Raw genomic sequence first — 16991 nt, forward strand, 5'->3', positions numbered from 1 at the left:
ATTCTACCTTAAAGTCTTTGCCTGTCTTTTGTTTATAAGGAATCGTCATGAGCATCAGGGTCATCTACCCCGGCACCTTCGACCCCATCACCAATGGCCATCTGGATCTGATAGAGCGCGCCTCCAAGCTGTTTGATGAGGTGATCGTGGGCGTGGCCTTTAGTCCCAGCAAGCGCCCCATGTTCGGGCTGGAAGAACGCGTCTCGCTGGTAAAGGAAGTGGTGCAACGCGAACAGCTGAGTAACGTCACCGTGGTGGGCTTCTCCGGCCTGCTGGTGGACTTTGCCAAAGAATACAACGCCACCGTACTGGTGCGGGGTCTGCGGGCAGTCTCGGACTTTGAGTATGAATTTCAGCTGGCCAACATGAATCGCCGGCTCATGCCCACCCTTGAAAGCGTGTTTCTCACCCCGGCCGAAGAAAATTCCTTTATCTCGTCCACCCTGGTGAAGGAAGTGGCCATTCATGGCGGCGATATCGGCCAGTTCGTGCCTGATGCCGTAGGTAAAGCCATTGCACAGAAGCTGGCGTGATTAGGCCTGTGAGGTGAGGGGTCACGATTGTACTCCTCACTCCTTTCGCCTCATTTCTCACACGCGCTCACCGCTGGCAGCGGCTGCAGTACACGGTGCTGCGGCCGTTCATGCGGATTTCCTTCAGCAAACCGCCACAGCGCGCACAGGGTTGCTCGGCCCGGCCGTATACCTGCAGTTCCTGCACGAAATACCCGGGCTTGCCATCGCTGCCGGTAAAGTCTTTCAGGGTGGTGCCGCCCTGGCCAATGGCCCGGGCCAGCACCGCCTTGATCTCGTCGGCCAGTTTCAGATAACGGGCACGGCTGATGCTGCCCGCTTCCCGCTTAGGGTGAATACTTGCCGCAAACAGCGACTCGTTGGCGTAGATGTTGCCCACTCCCACCACGGTATGGTTATCCATAATGAACTGCTTCACGGCGGTCTTACGGCCCCGGCTGCGCTTGAACAGAAGGTCGCCGTCAAAATCATCGGTGAGCGGCTCTGGCCCCAGGCTGGCAAGCAGCGGATGCTCTTCAACGGGGTCACGGGTCCACAGCAGGCAGCCAAAGCGGCGAGGGTCGTTCAACCGCAGCAGCTTGCCGTTGGCGAATTCGATGTCGACATGATCGTGCTTGCCGGCCGGGGTGCCATGTGGCAGCACCCGCAAGTTGCCGGACATGCCCAGATGCAGAATGGCGGTGCCCCAGTCGGTTTCCAGCAGCAGATACTTGGCCCGGCGGCGAATGCCGGTCACGGTCAGCCCGGTCAGCTCCTGGAGCTCTGCCGGCACCGGCCAGCGCAGGCTGGCGTTGCGCACCACCACCCGCATGACCGACTCCCCCAGCAAATGCGGGGTAATGCCCAGGCGGCTTACTTCCACTTCCGGCAATTCCGGCATCACAGTCTCCTTTACGCTATGGCGGCAGCAGTATAGCCGGAGCTGCGAGCATAAAAAAACCCGGCCGAAGCCGGGTTTTTTAAGAGGGCAAAATCTTACTTGATTTTGCCTTCCTTGTAGATCACATGCTGACGAACAACGGGATCAAACTTTTTGATTTCCATTTTTTCGGGCATGTTGCGCTTGTTCTTGGTAGTGGTGTAAAAGTGACCAGTACCGGCGCTGGAGTTCAGGCGGATCTTCTCGCGAATACCTTTAGCAGCCATGGGTTATCTCCTTAGACCTTTTCGCCACGGGCACGCAGGTCAGCCAGGACACTGTCGATACCTTTCTTGTCAATAATACGCATACCCTTGGTGGTGATGCGCAGTTTTACAAAACGCTTTTCGCTCTCAACCCAGAAACGGTGAGTTTGCAGGTTGGGCAGGAAGCGACGCTTGGTGGCGTTGTTCGCGTGAGAGCGGTTGTTACCAACAGCTGGCCGCTTACCAGTTACTTGGCATACTTTAGACATGTCAGTCTTCTCCAAAACTTACTTTTGCTCGAGCAATGATACCCCGTTGGCCGTCTTTCGGGGCAAAATAAGGCGGCAATTTATACAGCAAATTCAGCTCGAGATCAACAACAAGCCAAACGCCCGGCATCAAAGCCAGCCACGTTCGGCAAAGGATACGGTTTCGCCATCGCCTACGACCAAATGGTCCAGTACGCGAATATCCAGCAGCCCCAGGGCGGCCTGTATACGCTCGGTGATCATGCGATCCGCCCGGCTGGGCTCGGCCACTCCGGACGGATGATTATGCACCAAAATCACGGCGGCGGCACCCTGCTTCAATGCCAAGGCGACGATTTCCCTCGGATACACCGCCGCCGCATCCAAAGTGCCAAAAAACAGCTCATGAAATTCAATCACTCTGTGCTGATTGTCGAGCAGCAACAAGGCAAACACCTCCCGCGGCTGATCCCTGAGCCGCAACTGCAAAAACTCCCTGGTCAACGCCGGGCTGGTAAGGGCATGTTCCCGCTTTAACCGTTCGTCGAGGTAGCGGCGCATCAGCTCCATACAGGCCTGCAACTGCACGAACTTTGCCGGCCCCAGGCCAGGACCTTCGCAAAACTGGCGTAAATCCGCCTGCATCAGGCCGCGCAGCGAACCGAACTGTTCAAGCAACAACCGCGCCAGGGTCACTGCGTCCATGCCGCGGGCGCCAATGCGCAGAAAAATGGCCAGCAGCTCGGCGTCCGACAGGCTGGCAGCCCCCCGGCTCAGCAGTTTTTCCCGTGGGCGTTGATCTGCCGGCCAGTCCTTGATGCTCATGGCAATGTCTCCTTGACCAAGCACGATTGAGTCTGGAAGGTTAAGCCTAGTCCAAAGCGCACAGCCGCAGGGGATTGTGATAATCTTGCCGCCTGAACTCGAGGAGAACAAAGCCATGTCCGTTGCAGGAAAACGCATTGTTATCGGCATCACCGGCGGCATTGCCGCCTACAAGATTGCCGAGCTGGTGCGCCGACTCAAGGAGCGGGGCGCCGAGGTGCGCGTGATCATGACCGCGTCCGCCCAGGAATTCATTACTCCGCTGACCCTGCAGGCGGTGTCGGGCGAGCCCGTCTCTCATGCCCTGCTCGACCCGGCTGCCGAGGCCGGCATGGGCCATATTGAGCTGGCCAAATGGGCCGATCTGCTGCTGATCGCCCCTGCCAGCGCCAATACCCTTGCCCGGCTGGCCAATGGCCTTGCCGACGATCTGCTCACCACGGTGGCGCTGGCCACGGCGGCGCCACTCGCGGTGGCCCCGGCCATGAACCAGCAGATGTACCGCCACCCGGCCACGCAAGCCAACCTGGCCACCCTGCAGGCCCGTGGCGCTCACATTTGGGGGCCAGCCCAGGGAGAGCAGGCCTGTGGCGACGTGGGCCCCGGCCGCATGCTGGAAGCCATGGAGCTGGTAACGCTGGCAGAGCAGCATTTTGCGCCGGCGCCACAGCCCCTGGCCGGACTGAAACTCATGCTTACCGCCGGCCCCACTCGTGAACCGCTGGATCCGGTGCGTTACATCTCCAACCACAGCTCAGGCAAGATGGGCTTTGCCCTGGCCGCCGCCTCACGGGCACTGGGCGCCGAGGTAACCCTGGTGAGTGGCCCAGTGAACCTGGCCACTCCGGCCGGGGTGCAGCGGGTGAATGTGGAAAGCGCGCAAAACATGCATGACGCCGTGATGGCCGGCATTGGCGAGCAAGACATCTTCATCGCCTGCGCCGCCGTGGCCGACTATGCGCCAAAAGTGGTGGCATCGCACAAGATCAAGAAGACGCGTGCCGATAATATGGTGGTGGAGCTGATTAAAAACCCCGATATCGTCGCCTCGGTCGCGGCCCTGCCACACAAGCCCTTTACCGTGGGGTTTGCCGCCGAAACGCGGGATGTGGAAAAATACGCCCTCGACAAACTCGAGCGCAAAAATCTCGATATGATCGCCGCCAATGACGTTTCCGGCAGCGATCGTGGTTTTAACAGCGACCAAAACGCCCTGAGCGTGTTCTGGCCTGGCGGCCAGCACCATTTACCCCTGGCCGGCAAAACCGAGCTGGGCGAACAGTTACTGACATTGATTGCGAAGCGATACCATGACACCCATTGAGCTGAAAATTCTCGACCCCCGGGTCGGCACCGAGTTTCCCCTGCCCGCCTACGCCACCCCCGGCTCCGCCGGCCTGGATCTGCGCGCCTGCCTGGACGAGCCCATCACCCTGGCTCCGGGTGATACGCAATTGCTGCCCACCGGTCTGGCCATTCACATTCAGGATCCCGGCCTGTGCGCCACCATACTGCCCCGCTCCGGTCTGGGCCATAAGCACGGCATTGTACTGGGCAACTTGGTGGGGCTAATCGACTCTGACTATCAGGGTCAGCTGATGGTATCCTGCTGGAACCGTGGTAAAGACAGCTTCACCATTCAGCCTGGCGAGCGTATTGCCCAGCTGGTGATCCTGCCGGTGGTGCAGGCCCAGTTCACCCTGGTGGATGAATTTGATCAAAGCGAGCGGGGAGAAGGCGGGTTCGGCTCTTCCGGTCGCCACTAACCAACCGGACATTTTCATGGCCAATAATAATCAGAACAGGAAAAACCGCCGGGAGCAGATCCTGCAGGCGCTGGCCCACATGCTGGAAACCAGCCCGGGGCAGCGCATTACCACCGCCAAGCTGGCCGCGGCGGTGGGCGTGTCGGAAGCCGCCCTTTACCGACATTTTCCCAGCAAAGCGCGCATGTTTGAGGGATTGATCGACTTTATCGAGGAATCCCTGTTTTCCCGTATCAACCTCATTCTGCAGGACGAAAAGGACAGCAGCCTGCGCCTGCGCTATGTGTTGCAGCTGGTACTGGGCTTTTGCGAACGCAACCCGGGCATTACCCGACTGCTGAACGGCGACGCCCTGCAGGGCGAGCACGAACGGCTGCTGGCCCGTATCAATCAGCTGTTTGACCGCCTGGAAACCCAGCTCAAGCAGATCATGCGCGAGCGCCGCCTGTACGAGGGCGACGGCTTTGCCGAGAACGAAACCGTGCTGGCCAACCTGCTGCTGGCCTACGTGGAAGGCCGCATCAACCAGTATGTGCGCAGCCAGTTCAAACAAAAGCCCACCCACAACTTTGACAGCCACTGGCAACTGCTGCACCGGCAGCTGGCAGCGGTGTAGGGTTGCTACCTCTTAAATTTCCAATAACAACAGAGGCACGAGAGAATGGACACTGAACTCCTTAATACCGGCTTTTTACAGGAAGCCCAGAGCTGGGTCGTGAACAATCAGGAGCTGATTATTCGCTACGCGGTCAACATCGCCGCCGCCCTGCTGACCCTGGTGATCGGCTTTATTGCCGTGGGCATGCTCACCGGCGGGCTGAACAAGGTACTCAAGGCGCGCAAGGTCGACAGCACCATTTCCGACTTTGTAACCAGCCTGCTCAAATACGGCCTGCTGGCCTTTGTGATCATCGCCGCCCTGGGCCGGGTGGGGGTACAAACCGCCTCCTTCGTGGCCGTAGTGGGTGCCGCCGGTCTGGCCATTGGCCTGGCACTGCAAGGCTCCCTGTCCAACTTCGCCGCCGGTGTGCTCTTGATCGGCTTTCGCTTCTTCAAGGCCGGTGACTACATTGAGGCGGGCGGCACCGCCGGTACCGTGCACTCGGTGCAGATTTTCACCACCATTCTGATGACCCCGGACAACCGCATGATAGTGGTGCCCAACTCCAAGATCCTCAACGACAGCATCGTCAACTACTCCAGGGAGAGTACCCGTCGTCTCGATCTGGTAATTGGCGTGGCTTACAACGCCGACCTTCAGCTCACCCGGGACGTATTGACCCGTATTCTCGACGAAGAGCCCCGCATACTGAAAGAGCCCGCCTACCGCATTGCCGTCAGCAATCTGGGGGCTTCGTCCGTGGACTTTATCGTCCGCCCCTGGGTAAAAGCAGAAGACTACTGGAACCTGAAGTTCGATCTGCTGGAGAAAATAAAAACCGAGCTGGACGCCAACAATATCGGCATTCCCTTTCCACAGATGGATGTGCACCTGCACCGGCAGAAAAGCAGCTGATCGCCGCATTTGCCCACAAAAAAGCCGCTTCTCAGCGGCTTTTTTATTATGCGTTAAATACCGTACTGCTCCCGGTAGGCCCGCACCCGCTCCAGGTGCTCGGCCATGTCCGGCTGCTCGCTCAGGTATTCAATCAGATCGCCAAGGGTGATGATGGCGGTAACCTGGGCGTTGTAGTCGCGCTCCACTTCCTGAATGGCGGACAACTCACCCTTGCCCTTTTCCTGCCGGTCCAGGGCGATCAACACACCCGCCAGCTCGGCGCCGTTGGCCTGAATAATGTCCATGGACTCACGAATGGCGGTGCCGGCGGTAATCACGTCGTCCACCAGCATGATGCGACCGGCAAGCGGGCTTCCCACCAGGTTGCCGCCTTCACCGTGATCCTTGGCTTCCTTGCGGTTAAAGCAGTAGGGCACGTCCTGATCGTGCACTTCCGCCAGCTGCACCGCGGTGGCGCTGGCGATGGGAATGCCCTTGTAGGCCGGACCGAACAGCACGTCGTACTGCACACCCGCATCCACCAGAGCGGCGGCATAGAAACGGCCCAGGCGGGCCAGATCGCGGCCGCTGTTAAACAGGCCGGCATTAAAGAAATAGGGGCTCTTGCGCCCGGACTTCAGAGTGAACTCGCCAAATTTCAGCACCTGTTTGGCCATGGCAAATTCAATAAACTCGCGCTGATACGCTTTCATGCTGCTCTCCGCAATATCATTCGTTCAATAAGTTAACGGGATGTGCCGTGATCAGCCGGCAATCACTCGGCGCTGATGTTCCACCAGATCGTTCACCGCCTTGCGGGCCAGGGCCAGCATGGCCAGCAGCTCGTCGTGGCTGAAAGGCGCGGCCTCGGCGGTGCCCTGCACTTCAATCATCTTGCCTTCAGCGGTCATCACCACGTTCATGTCGGTTTCCGCCGCCGAGTCTTCGGTGTATTCCAGATCCGCCACCGGCTGGCCATCCACAATGCCCACGGAAATGGCCGCCACCAGGGTCTTGAGCGGGTTGTGCACGATCATGCCCTCGGCCTTCATCCAGTTCAGGGCATGAGCCAGAGCCACACAGGCACCGGTAATGGCGGCGGTGCGGGTGCCACCGTCGGCCTGGATCACGTCACAGTCCACGGTAATGGTGTATTCACCCAGCTTTTCCAGATCCATGGCGGCGCGCAGTGAGCGGCCGATCAGCCGCTGAATTTCCATGGTGCGGCCGCCCTGCTTGCCCCGGGCCGCTTCCCGGGCCATGCGGCTGTGAGTGGAGCGCGGCAGCATGCCGTATTCGGCGGTGACCCAGCCCTGCCCCTGACCGCGCAGAAAACGCGGTACGCCTTTTTCTACCGAGGCGGTGCACAACACCTTGGTGTGGCCAAATTCCACCAGCACGGAGCCTTCCGCATGACGGGTATAGTTCGGGGTAATGGTTACGGGGCGAATTTCGTCCGCCGCGCGTCCTGAAGCTCGTTCGGTCATGGTGTTCTCCTGTAGGTCAAAAAGGCGCTGCCCGGCGGGCAAACCGAGGCATTATAAAGAAAGCGCCGGCCCAATGCATGCCGCCCAACATTGGCGCCTGAGCCCGGCTGTGTCACACTTCGTGATTACTCTTTGACAGACAGCAGGAATCACATGATCCACAGCATGACCGCTTTTGCCCGGCAGGAATTCAAACAGGACTGGGGCACCGCCGTATGGGAGTTGCGCTCGGTCAACCAGCGCTACCTGGAGACCTATACCCGGTTGCCCGAGCAGTTTCGTGGCCTGGAGCCCATGGTGCGAGAAAAACTGCGTGCCCGGCTGCAACGGGGCAAGGTGGAATGCGCCCTGCGCTTTGAAAGCAACCAGGCCAGTCAGGGCGAGCTGCACATCAACAAGGTGCTGGCCGAGCAGCTGATTGAAGGCGCCACCTGGGTGATGGAAAAAGCCGGTCAGGGCACCCTGAACCCGGTCGACATTCTGCGCTGGCCCGGCGTGATGGAAGCCCAGGCCCAGGACATGGATGCCATCGGCAAGGCCCTGCTGGAAGGCCTGGATACGGTGATCAACGACTTCCTCGCCGCCCGGGCCAGCGAAGGCGACAAACTCAAGGCGCTGATCGAGCAACGACTGACCGGCATTGAGCAGGAAGTGGCCAAGGTGTCGGCGTACATGCCGGCCATCATGGAGTGGCAGCGCCAGCGCCTGCGCGATCGCTTTGAAGAAGCCAAAATTGAACTGGATGCCCAGCGGGTAGAGCAGGAAATGGTGCTGCTGGCCCAGAAGGTGGACGTGGCCGAAGAGCTGGACCGGCTCACTGCCCACATTGCCGAGACCCGCAAAATCCTCAAAAAAGGCGGCCCCTGCGGACGGCGCCTGGACTTTATGATGCAGGAATTCAACCGAGAGTCTAACACCCTTGGCTCCAAGTCCATCAATGCCGACATCACCGCCAGCGCCGTGGAGCTGAAGGTGCTCATCGAGCAGATGCGCGAACAAATTCAGAACATCGAATAAACCAGCCTTACTTCTCCGCCGGTGTAGTGCCGGCGGAGATCTCAGCCCCGTCAGCCTCTGACGCAGCCTCCTCACCGTGTTAACATACGAAGATAATTACTGTTCCACTCGCCAGGAGTCCCCGTGAAGGCGCATATCGTTCTTGCCAGCCGGTTGATCAAGCTTGTTGCCAATATCACCAAGGTGCTGAGCTACGTTTTTCACTACTTTCTGCCCAACAAGCGCTTTACCCTGCCGGCCCGCTCCGGGGCACTGATCAAGGGGGCCGACAGGCCCATTCCGCGTATCATCTGGCAGACCAACTACACCGATAAGGCCACCCTGCCGGTGTACCTGAACTATTTGTTCAACCGCATCATGTCGCCCACCTTTGAGTACCGCTTCATGATCACCGAGGCCCGGGCCGAGTTTATTCAGGCCAACTATTCGCCGGAGATTTTCGAGGCCTACTCCCGGCTGCAGATCGGTGCATCCCAGGCGGATTTCTGGCGGATCCTGGTGCTGCAAAAATACGGCGGCGTGTATCTGGATATCGACGCGCACGCGGTGTGGCCGCTGGGTTACACCATTCGTCCGGAGCACGAAGAGCTTTACATCATTCGCCAGAATAACGAGCTCACCAATTACTTTATTGCCAGCAAACCCGACAACCCCAACCTGACCAGGCTGATTGATCAGGTGCTCACCAATATTCGGGAAAACACCATTCAGGGCGTGTACGACATGACCGGGCCCGGCGTGTTCAACAGCGTGCTGGATTACCAACAGGTGCCCACCACCTGGTATCGCCATACCTGCAGCCAGGGCAGCTTTACCAACGAGTACTTTCAGTACATCGACAAGCCCCAGGGCAAGTGGACCAAGGAGCAGCACAAGGTCGATGTGGTGCGCCGGGATCCCCCCGAAAGCTGAGCGTCAGGCCCCGGCCTGCCAGCCGGGCCAGCTCAGCTCCAGCTCCATGGGCGGCGCCGTTTGCGCCGCCTGGCCCACCATTTCCTGGTAGGGCGAATACTGCACCAGCACACAGCGACTGACCTTCAGGGCGGCCAGCCGCTCCCGTACGTGCTCAATGCTGCGAAATTTAAGCACCTTGCCGCCCTCGGCCAATGGCCGGTGCTCGTCGCCCACCTCCGCTTCCACCGTGTACAGGCTCATGTCATGAGAATGAATCAACAGGGTGTCGATGATCGTGTGTTGCTGCAGCAGGGTCTGGGTTTCCCACATGGCGTTGCTCCTTGTTCAGCGTATTTCCTTGCCAGCAACCCGGACCGGTCCCCGGTCAAAAAGCTTGCGAAAGCCCCTGCAACGCCAAAATAACTCGGAATTTACGAGGTTTTCGGCAGGAAAAAACTGATAGAGCCGAACCAAGGTGCTGATCATAATGAAATCTGCGTGGAGGGCACTTCCGCAGCAAGCTATAGTTACTTTTTGATTGGCCGTCGCACTCGCAACGGCCATTTTTTTATTCCCGGCTTTCTGGTAGGATTGGCCGCCCCTGATCCCAGCCGGCCTGGGACGCATCACGAACGGGCAAACACTATGGCGCACATCGGTACCCTATTCATTATTTCCTCTCCCAGCGGCGCGGGTAAATCCAGCCTGATCAAGGCCCTGCTCGACCGCCCCAGTGCCGATGGCCGGCTGCAGGTCTCCGTGTCTCACACCACCCGCAATGCCCGTCCGGGAGAGGAAAATGGCACCCACTACCACTTTACCGACAAGGCCGAGTTCGAGCGCCTGATAGACAGAGGTGCCTTTTACGAGTGGGCCGAGGTCTTCGGCAACTATTACGGCACGTCACGGGAATGGATCGATCAGCAGCTGGCCGAGGGCATCGACATTCTGCTCGACATCGACTGGCAGGGCGCCCGCCAGATCCGTGAACAGTCCCCAAGCGCCAAGTCCATCTTTATTCTGCCGCCGAGCCGGGAAGAGCTGGAACGCCGGCTCAATGCCCGCCAGCAGGACAGTGCCGAAGTCATTCAGGGCCGCATGGCCAAGGCGGTGTCGGAAATGTCTCACTACGACGAGTACGACTACCTGCTGGTCAACGACACCTTTGACCATGCCCTTGATCAGCTCAGTGCCATTATCGAGGCAGAGCGTGCCAACACCGGCAAGCAGGCGGTTCGCTATCACGACTTGCTTTCCCGGCTACTGGCGGAATAAGCTAATATCCATTAGAATTTTGCACCTTTTTTAATCATTGGAGTCTGTTATGGCCCGCGTTACTGTTGAAGATGCCGTAGAACAGGTTGGCAACCGTTTTGATCTGGTGCTGGTTGCAGCCCGCCGCGCCCGCCAGCTGGCCACCCAGGGCAAAGATGCCCTGGTAGAAGAAGAGAACGACAAGCCGACCGTTATCGCCCTGCGCGAAATCGAGGAAGGCCTGGTCAATCATGCCGTGATGGACGCTCAGGATCGCCAGGAGCAGCAGGAAATGGAAGCCGCCGAGCTGGCCGCCGTGGCCGCTATTACCGAAGGTCGCGGCTGACCCCGAGCCTTAAGCACTGCCGGCGGGCCCGTGACATCACGGGCCCATTGCTCTTCAATCGCGTGTTAACGGCATTGATTGTCGGGGTAATCTCTTGTATCTGTTTGAACCGCTGAAAGAAATCGCCGTCACCTATCTGCCGTCCGAGCAGATGGAACAACTCAAAGCCGCCTACATCGTCGCCCGCGACGCCCATCAGGGACAAACCCGCTCCAGCGGCGAACCCTATATTACCCATCCGGTGGCTGTAGCCCGCATTTTGTGTGAAATGCGCCTCGACCAGGAAACCCTGATGGCGGCGCTGCTGCACGACACCATTGAAGACACGCCCGTTACCCGGGAAATGCTCGAGGAGCAGTTCGGCGCCGCCGTGGCCGAGCTGGTGGAAGGGGTGTCCAAACTCGACAAGCTGAAGTTCCGCAACCGCAAGGAAGCCCAGACCGAGAACTTCCGCAAGATGGTGCTGGCCATGACCCAGGATATTCGGGTCATTCTGATCAAACTGGCCGACCGCACCCACAACATGCGCACCCTGGGCGCCCTGCGCCCGGACAAGCGCCGGCGCATCGCCCGGGAAACCCTGGAAATCTACGCTCCCATCGCCAACCGCCTCGGCATACACAGCATCAAGAACGAGCTGGAGGAGCTGGGGCTGGAAGCCCTCTACCCCATGCGAACCCGCGTGCTGCGGGAGTCGGTACGCCGGGCCCGGGGCAACCGGCGCGAGATCATCGAGTCCATTCTGGCCGAGATCAAGGGCCGGCTGGACGACGCCAGCATAGAAGCGCTGGTCAAGGGCAGGGAGAAGAACCTGTTCTCCATCTATAACAAGATGGTGAAAAAGGAGCTGCAGTTCCACGAGGTGATGGACATCTACGCCTTTCGCGTGATCGTCAAGGACATCGACACCTGCTACCGGGTACTGGGTCAGATGCACACCCTGTTCAAGCCTCGCCCAGGCCGGTTCAAGGACTATATCGCCATTCCCAAGACCAACGGCTACCAGTCGCTGCATACCTCGCTGGTGGGCCCCCACGGGGTGCCGGTGGAAGTGCAGATCCGTACCGAATACATGGATCAGATGGCCGACAAGGGCGTGGCCGCCCACTGGGCCTACAAGCAGGACGGCGAAGCCTCCGGCACCACCGCTCAGGTGCGGGCCCAGCGCTGGATGCAGAGCCTGCTGGAACTGCAACAAAGCGCCGGCTCGTCCTTTGAATTCATCGAAGGGGTCAAAACCGACCTGTTCCCCGATGAAATCTACATTTTCACCCCCGAAGGTCGCATTCTGGAACTGCCCAGCGGTGCCACCGCCGTCGACTTCGCCTATGCCGTGCACACCGACATCGGCCACGCCTGCGTGGGTGCCCGGGTGGATCGCCAGCCTTACCCGCTCAGCCAGCCGCTGCACTCGGGCCAGACCGTGGAGATCATCACGGCGCCCAGCGCCCGGCCCAATGCCGCCTGGCTCAACTTTGTGGTCACCTCACGGGCCCGCACCAAGATTCGGCAGTTTCTCAAGAACCTGCGCACCGAAGAATCGGTGCTGCTGGGCAAACGGCTGCTCAACCACGCGCTGGGCGCCCAAAACCTGGAAGACATTCCGGTGGAGAGGGTGGAGCAGGTGCTGAAAGACACCAAGCACGGCTCCATTCACAACCTGCTGGCCGACATTGGTCTGGGCAATGCCATGAGCGTGGTGGTGGCCCGCCGGCTGCTGGACGACACCCCCAGCGAGCGCTCCAAGGCGGTGAAAAAAATGCCGATCCGCGGCGCCGACGACATGCTGCTCAATTTTGCCAACTGCTGCCGGCCCATTCCCGGCGATCCCATCGTGGCCCATATCAGTCCCGGCAAGGGCCTGGTGGTACACCTGGAGTCGTGCAAGAACATTCGCGGCTACAACAAGGAGCCCGACAAGTACCTGGCGGTGCAGTGGGACATGGAGCAGGATTTCGATTACGAGTTCAAAACCGAAATCGGTATCGAGATCATCAACCATCAGGGCGCACTGGCAGAGCTGGCCAATGTGATCGCTGCCACCGGCGCCAATATTCACAGCATTGCCACCGAGGAAAAGGACGGTCGGGTCTATGTGGTGGACCTGCTGATCACCACGCGCAGCCGTATTCATCTGGCCGACATCATGCGCAAGATTCGGGTTACTCCCAACGTGCTCAAGGTCCATCGCCAGCGCAAGTGATCCTGTGAGGGGCGCAAAGCCCCTCACTCCTCCCTTCTCACGGGCGATGATGCACTCGCCGGCCCTTTCGGGCTAAACTGGCGACATGCCATTCACCCATGAACCGACCGGAGCCATACCATGCTCGCCCGCCTGTTCCTGCTCGGGATCTGCCTTGTCATGAACACCGCCGTCGCTCAAACACCGCGTCTGACCACCGAAGCCGAGCTGGCCGAGCTGGGCCGCGAAGGCCTGCAGCAATACTGGCAGGCCCATGCCGTGGAAAGTCGTTTTACCGGCCACGATGGAATGACACTGCCCTGGGCCGCCCTGCGCAATCCCGAGCACGGCAGCACCCTGGTGATCGTCAACGGGCGCACCGAGTCCTACCTCAAGTACCAGGAGCTGGCACGGGATCTGTTTGAAAACGGATACAACGTCTACCTCTACGATCACCGGGGCCAGGGCCTGGCACCCCGGCTGACCGACGACCCGCTGTTGGGACACGTGGCGAACTTTGACGACTATGTGCAGGACCTGGAGCAGTTCATGCAACAAGTGGTGCTGCCCGCCGGGCCGCAGCCGGTCTACCTGCTGGCTCATTCCATGGGCGGCACCATCTCGGCATTGTGGCTGAGCCAGACCAAGGTGCGGGTGCAGGCGGCAGCATTGTCTTCCCCCATGATGGGCATCTACCTGGGCCCCATGCCACGCTGGCTGGCCGACGGCCTGGTCAGCGTACTGGGCACCGGCTGCCGCTGGCTGGGCCATGACGCCTGCTATGCCCCTGGCCAGGGCGGCTATGAGGAAACCCCCTTTGCCGACAACGAACTCACTCACAGCGAACTGCGTTACCGGCTGTTTCGCGAGCTGTACCGGGAACGCCCGGAGCTGCAGCTGGGCGGCGTCAGTCTGCAATGGCTGGGCGAAAGCCTGGCCGCCGGCGACCGCACCATAGAACGGGCAAGGTTGATCACCACGCCGCTGCTGGTGCTGCAGGCCAGCCAGGACGTGGTGGTGGACAACAACGCCCAGAACGCCTTTTGCCAGGCCCTCGGCCACTGCGCCGGCGGCGGCCCGCTGGTCATAAAAGGCGCGTCTCACGAGTTGTTTGTGGAGCAGGATCCGCGCCGGCGGCGAGCGCTGAACGCCGTATTCGACTTCTTTGAACAGCATCCCTGATGCAGGAGCCTCGCCATGTATGACGTGATCGTCTCCGATCTGGACGGCACCCTGCTCAACAGCCAGCACCGTATTTCCGGCTATACCCGCGAAGTGCTGCACGAGCTCACTCGCCGGGGGGTGGAATTGATCGTGGCCACCGGCCGCCACCACGTGGACGTACGTGCCATTCGCGAGCAGCTCGGGCTGAACGTCAGTCTTATTACCAGCAACGGTGCCCGCATTCACGACGCCAATGATCAATTGCTCCACAATCGCAGCATTCCGCCGGAGATGGTGGAAGATCTGCTGTTTCGCTTTCGCCTGCCGGAGGTGCACCTCAACCTCTATCAGGGCGACTACTGGCTGGTGGAAGAGCCCCTGCCCGCCCTGCTCGACTTCTGCCCCGACAGCCCGTTTCGCTACCGGGTCACCGATCTCAGGCAACTGCCCGCCGAGGGTGTGGACAAGGTGTTTTACGCAGGGGATCATGCCCAGCTGGAAAAAGTGGAAGACATGCTGCTGGCCCACTTCGGCGACAAGCTCAACATCACCTTTTCACTGCCCATCTGCCTGGAAGTGATGCATGGCAGCGTCAACAAGGGCTCGGCGGTAGCCTCATTGGCGAGCCTGAGAAACACCCCGCTGGAGCGGGTGATCGCCTTTGGCGACGGCATGAACGACTTTGAAATGCTGCGCCAAGTCGGTACCGGCGTGGTGATGGCCAACGCCCACACCCGGCTGCAGGACGCCCTGCCCCACCATGAGCGCACCCACAGCGCCGACGACGACGGCGTGGCCCGCTACCTGGCCCGAGTGTTTGAGCTCTAGCCCGGCACCATGTCCAGAATGGCCTGCCGTTCGGCCTCGGTGACCGGCATCACCGACAGCCGGTTGCCCTTTTTCACCAGGGGCATGTCAGCGAGGGCCGGATTGGCCTTGAGCGCCGCCAGGGGCAGCAGCGGCAGTTTACGCTCAAAGGTCAGCTCCACCGCGTACCAGCGCGGCTTGTCCGGGTCGGACTTGGGGTCGAAATAGGGGCTGGCCGGATCAAAAGCATACGGGTCGGGAAAGCCGGCGCGCACCACCCGGGCCAGGCCGGCAATGCCCACCCGGCTGCAACTGGAGTGGTAGATAAACACCTCATCGCCTTCCTTGACCTCATCCCTGAGAAAATTACGTGCCTGGTAATTGCGCACCCCCTCCCACAGGGTATTGGCGCGGGCCAGGTCATCGATGGAAAAGGTATCGGGCTCGGTTTTGAACAGCCAGCAGGCCATGGCGTTTCCTCAGCTTTTGTTGCGCCGCCCGCTGGCGGCATGCGTTGCCCTGTGGCAACCTTGAATGGTCGCCATACTGACCCGACCCGGAGAAATTCGCAATGCGTAACCCCCTGTGGCTGCTGCCGGCCCTGCTGCTGGCGGCCTGTGGTACCACTCCACCCCCTGTGCCGAAGCCCGAGCCCGAGGTAGCAACCGAGCAGCCCGCCGAGCCCCAGCCGTTTGAAAACGAGGTGATCAGCGTACCGGTCAGCCCGGTGCGGGAGCTGCCTCGAGAATGGTAATGGAGCATTATATCGGCATCATGTCCGGCACCAGTCTGGACGGCATCGACGCCGTGCTGGTGGCTACCGACGGCCGCCGCATTGAGCTGAAAGGCAGCGCCAGCGCCCCCATTGCCTCGGCCCTGCGCGAACGGCTGCTGGCCCTCGCCGGCGGCGATGCCATCACCGCCAAAGAATGGGGTGAGCTCGATGTTGCCCTGGGCCAGGCCTATGCCGAGGTGACACTGCAACTGCTGGCCAGCACCGGCATGAGTGCAGAACAGGTGCGCGCCATCGGTTGCCACGGCCAGACGGTGTGGCACCAGCCCGACGCCGAACTGCCGTTTTCATTGCAGCTGGGCGATGGTAACCGCCTGGCCGCCCTCTCCGGCATCACCACGGTCACCGATTTTCGCCGCAAGGACATGGCCCTGGGGGGTCAGGGAGCGCCACTGGTGCCCGCCTTTCATCAGTGCGTGCTGAGCCACCCCGAACGGCTGCGCATCTTGGTCAATATCGGTGGCATCGCCAACATCTCGGTGCTGGAGCCGGGCCGGCCGGTGCAGGGCTACGACGTGGGCCCGGGCAACATGCTGATGGACGCCTGGTGCCGGCGCCATACCGGCGCAACGTTCGATAAAGACGCCGCTCTTGGCCGCCAGGGCCGAGTGCTGCCCGAATTGTTGTCACGGCTGCTGAGTGAGCCCTGGCTGGGGCTGCCGGCCCCCAAAAGCACCGGCCGGGAGCTGTTTAATGCCGCCTGGCTCGATGCCCGCCTCAACGGCGATGAAGCCATGGCCGACGTACAGGCCACCTTGGCCGAATTTACCGCCAGCGCCATCGCCCAACAGGCACAAGGCTTTGCTGCCGGCGAGCTGTTGGTGTGCGGCGGCGGTGGCCACAACCCCTTGTTGATGGCCCGGCTCCATGCCCTGCTGCCCGGCTGGCGGGTCGCCACCACCAGTGCCGCCGGGGTCGACATGGATGCCATGGAAGCCATGGCTTTTGCCTGGCTGGCGCACCAGACCCTGCACCATCTGCCCGGCAACCTGCCCGAGGCCACCGGCGCCCGCCGCCCCGCCGTGCTCGGCGCCATTCACTTTCCCGACTAA

Annotated in this window: 22 protein-coding genes; 14 read left to right on the top strand and 8 right to left on the bottom strand. The window is 60.6% G+C overall.

From position 1 onward, the window contains the following. Positions 1-47: 47 nt before the first annotated feature. A complete protein-coding gene (gene coaD / locus Q9290_RS11165) occupies positions 48-533 on the top strand; it encodes a pantetheine-phosphate adenylyltransferase (RefSeq protein WP_306079731.1) in 486 nt (161 codons plus the stop codon). 67 nt (positions 534-600) lie between these two features. Here the strand turns inward: coaD and mutM are convergent, their stop codons facing one another. From mutM to radC, 4 genes are all read right to left on the bottom strand, one after another. Then, positions 601-1413 carry a bifunctional DNA-formamidopyrimidine glycosylase/DNA-(apurinic or apyrimidinic site) lyase gene (mutM, locus tag Q9290_RS11170; RefSeq protein WP_306079732.1) on the bottom strand — a complete coding sequence of 271 codons (813 nt, stop codon included), beginning with the start codon at positions 1411-1413 and terminating at the stop codon, positions 601-603. Between the two features lie 95 nt (positions 1414-1508). After that, positions 1509-1679, bottom strand: a complete 171-nt coding sequence (gene rpmG / locus Q9290_RS11175) for a 50S ribosomal protein L33 (protein ID WP_019934506.1) — start codon at positions 1677-1679, stop codon at positions 1509-1511. An 11-nt stretch (positions 1680-1690) separates the two neighbouring features. Continuing rightward, the gene (gene rpmB / locus Q9290_RS11180; protein WP_014291125.1) at positions 1691-1927 is read right to left on the bottom strand and encodes a 50S ribosomal protein L28; all 237 of its coding nucleotides are present in this window, start codon (positions 1925-1927) and stop codon (positions 1691-1693) included. A gap of 129 nt (positions 1928-2056) precedes the next feature. Next, the gene (radC, locus tag Q9290_RS11185) at positions 2057-2731 is read right to left on the bottom strand and encodes a RadC family protein (protein ID WP_306079733.1); all 675 of its coding nucleotides are present in this window, start codon (positions 2729-2731) and stop codon (positions 2057-2059) included. A 115-nt stretch (positions 2732-2846) separates the two neighbouring features. Here radC and coaBC point away from each other — a divergent pair, with 115 nt between their 5' ends. The 4 genes from coaBC to mscS are packed head-to-tail and all read left to right on the top strand — an operon-like array spanning position 2847 to position 6013. Next, complete coding sequence (gene coaBC, locus Q9290_RS11190) at positions 2847-4055, top strand: bifunctional phosphopantothenoylcysteine decarboxylase/phosphopantothenate--cysteine ligase CoaBC (RefSeq protein ID WP_306079734.1); 1209 nt, start codon at positions 2847-2849, stop codon at positions 4053-4055. Beyond that, a complete protein-coding gene (dut, locus tag Q9290_RS11195; protein ID WP_306079735.1) occupies positions 4042-4497 on the top strand; it encodes a dUTP diphosphatase in 456 nt (151 codons plus the stop codon). The genes coaBC and dut overlap by 14 nt, the downstream gene beginning before the upstream one ends. Before the next feature lie 16 nt (positions 4498-4513). After that, on the top strand, positions 4514-5113 hold the full coding sequence (slmA, locus tag Q9290_RS11200; protein WP_306079736.1) for a nucleoid occlusion factor SlmA: 600 nt from the start codon (positions 4514-4516) through the stop codon (positions 5111-5113). 45 nt (positions 5114-5158) lie between these two features. Continuing rightward, positions 5159-6013, top strand: a complete 855-nt coding sequence (gene mscS / locus Q9290_RS11205; protein ID WP_306079737.1) for a small-conductance mechanosensitive channel MscS — start codon at positions 5159-5161, stop codon at positions 6011-6013. A 53-nt stretch (positions 6014-6066) separates the two neighbouring features. Here mscS and pyrE read toward each other — a convergent pair whose 3' ends face one another. Further along, positions 6067-6708 carry an orotate phosphoribosyltransferase gene (gene pyrE / locus Q9290_RS11210; RefSeq protein ID WP_306079738.1) on the bottom strand — a complete coding sequence of 214 codons (642 nt, stop codon included), beginning with the start codon at positions 6706-6708 and terminating at the stop codon, positions 6067-6069. A 51-nt stretch (positions 6709-6759) separates the two neighbouring features. After that, on the bottom strand, positions 6760-7482 hold the full coding sequence (gene rph / locus Q9290_RS11215) for a ribonuclease PH (protein ID WP_306079739.1): 723 nt from the start codon (positions 7480-7482) through the stop codon (positions 6760-6762). Between the two features lie 153 nt (positions 7483-7635). Here rph and Q9290_RS11220 point away from each other — a divergent pair, with 153 nt between their 5' ends. Together Q9290_RS11220 and Q9290_RS11225 are read left to right on the top strand one after the other, a co-directional pair. Then, positions 7636-8499: a YicC/YloC family endoribonuclease gene (locus tag Q9290_RS11220; RefSeq protein WP_306079740.1), complete on the top strand. Its 864-nt coding sequence runs from the start codon at positions 7636-7638 to the stop codon at positions 8497-8499. A 123-nt stretch (positions 8500-8622) separates the two neighbouring features. Next, on the top strand, positions 8623-9411 hold the full coding sequence (locus Q9290_RS11225; protein WP_306079741.1) for a glycosyltransferase family 32 protein: 789 nt from the start codon (positions 8623-8625) through the stop codon (positions 9409-9411). 3 nt (positions 9412-9414) lie between these two features. Here Q9290_RS11225 and Q9290_RS11230 read toward each other — a convergent pair whose 3' ends face one another. Beyond that, positions 9415-9723: a DUF6482 family protein gene (locus tag Q9290_RS11230; protein WP_306079742.1), complete on the bottom strand. Its 309-nt coding sequence runs from the start codon at positions 9721-9723 to the stop codon at positions 9415-9417. Between the two features lie 315 nt (positions 9724-10038). Between Q9290_RS11230 and gmk the strand changes: the two genes are divergently transcribed. The 5 genes from gmk (at position 10039) to Q9290_RS11255 (ending at position 15167) form a co-directional block, all read left to right on the top strand. Beyond that, positions 10039-10668 carry a guanylate kinase gene (gmk, locus tag Q9290_RS11235; protein ID WP_306079743.1) on the top strand — a complete coding sequence of 210 codons (630 nt, stop codon included), beginning with the start codon at positions 10039-10041 and terminating at the stop codon, positions 10666-10668. 49 nt (positions 10669-10717) lie between these two features. After that, positions 10718-10993 carry a DNA-directed RNA polymerase subunit omega gene (gene rpoZ, locus Q9290_RS11240; RefSeq protein ID WP_019934519.1) on the top strand — a complete coding sequence of 92 codons (276 nt, stop codon included), beginning with the start codon at positions 10718-10720 and terminating at the stop codon, positions 10991-10993. 94 nt (positions 10994-11087) lie between these two features. Then, positions 11088-13196 carry a bifunctional GTP diphosphokinase/guanosine-3',5'-bis pyrophosphate 3'-pyrophosphohydrolase gene (gene spoT, locus Q9290_RS11245; protein ID WP_306079744.1) on the top strand — a complete coding sequence of 703 codons (2109 nt, stop codon included), beginning with the start codon at positions 11088-11090 and terminating at the stop codon, positions 13194-13196. A gap of 120 nt (positions 13197-13316) precedes the next feature. Further along, positions 13317-14357 (top strand): alpha/beta fold hydrolase, encoded by a 1041-nt coding sequence (locus tag Q9290_RS11250; protein WP_306079745.1) that lies wholly within the window; start codon positions 13317-13319, stop codon positions 14355-14357. A gap of 15 nt (positions 14358-14372) precedes the next feature. Next, on the top strand, positions 14373-15167 hold the full coding sequence (locus Q9290_RS11255; protein ID WP_306079746.1) for a Cof-type HAD-IIB family hydrolase: 795 nt from the start codon (positions 14373-14375) through the stop codon (positions 15165-15167). Here the strand turns inward: Q9290_RS11255 and Q9290_RS11260 are convergent. After that, the gene (locus Q9290_RS11260; protein ID WP_306079747.1) at positions 15164-15616 is read right to left on the bottom strand and encodes an EVE domain-containing protein; all 453 of its coding nucleotides are present in this window, start codon (positions 15614-15616) and stop codon (positions 15164-15166) included. The two genes, Q9290_RS11255 and Q9290_RS11260, sit on opposite strands and share 4 nt — an antisense overlap. A gap of 101 nt (positions 15617-15717) precedes the next feature. On the opposite strand from Q9290_RS11260, the gene Q9290_RS11265 reads away from it, so the two are divergent. Further along, positions 15718-15900 carry a hypothetical protein gene (locus tag Q9290_RS11265; protein WP_306079748.1) on the top strand — a complete coding sequence of 61 codons (183 nt, stop codon included), beginning with the start codon at positions 15718-15720 and terminating at the stop codon, positions 15898-15900. Further along, positions 15894-16991: an anhydro-N-acetylmuramic acid kinase gene (locus tag Q9290_RS11270; protein WP_306079749.1), complete on the top strand. Its 1098-nt coding sequence runs from the start codon at positions 15894-15896 to the stop codon at positions 16989-16991. The genes Q9290_RS11265 and Q9290_RS11270 overlap by 7 nt, the downstream gene beginning before the upstream one ends.

It is taken from the genome of Oceanimonas aquatica (assembly GCF_030732065.1).
In the GTDB taxonomy this organism is placed as follows: Bacteria; Pseudomonadota; Gammaproteobacteria; order Enterobacterales; family Aeromonadaceae; genus Oceanimonas.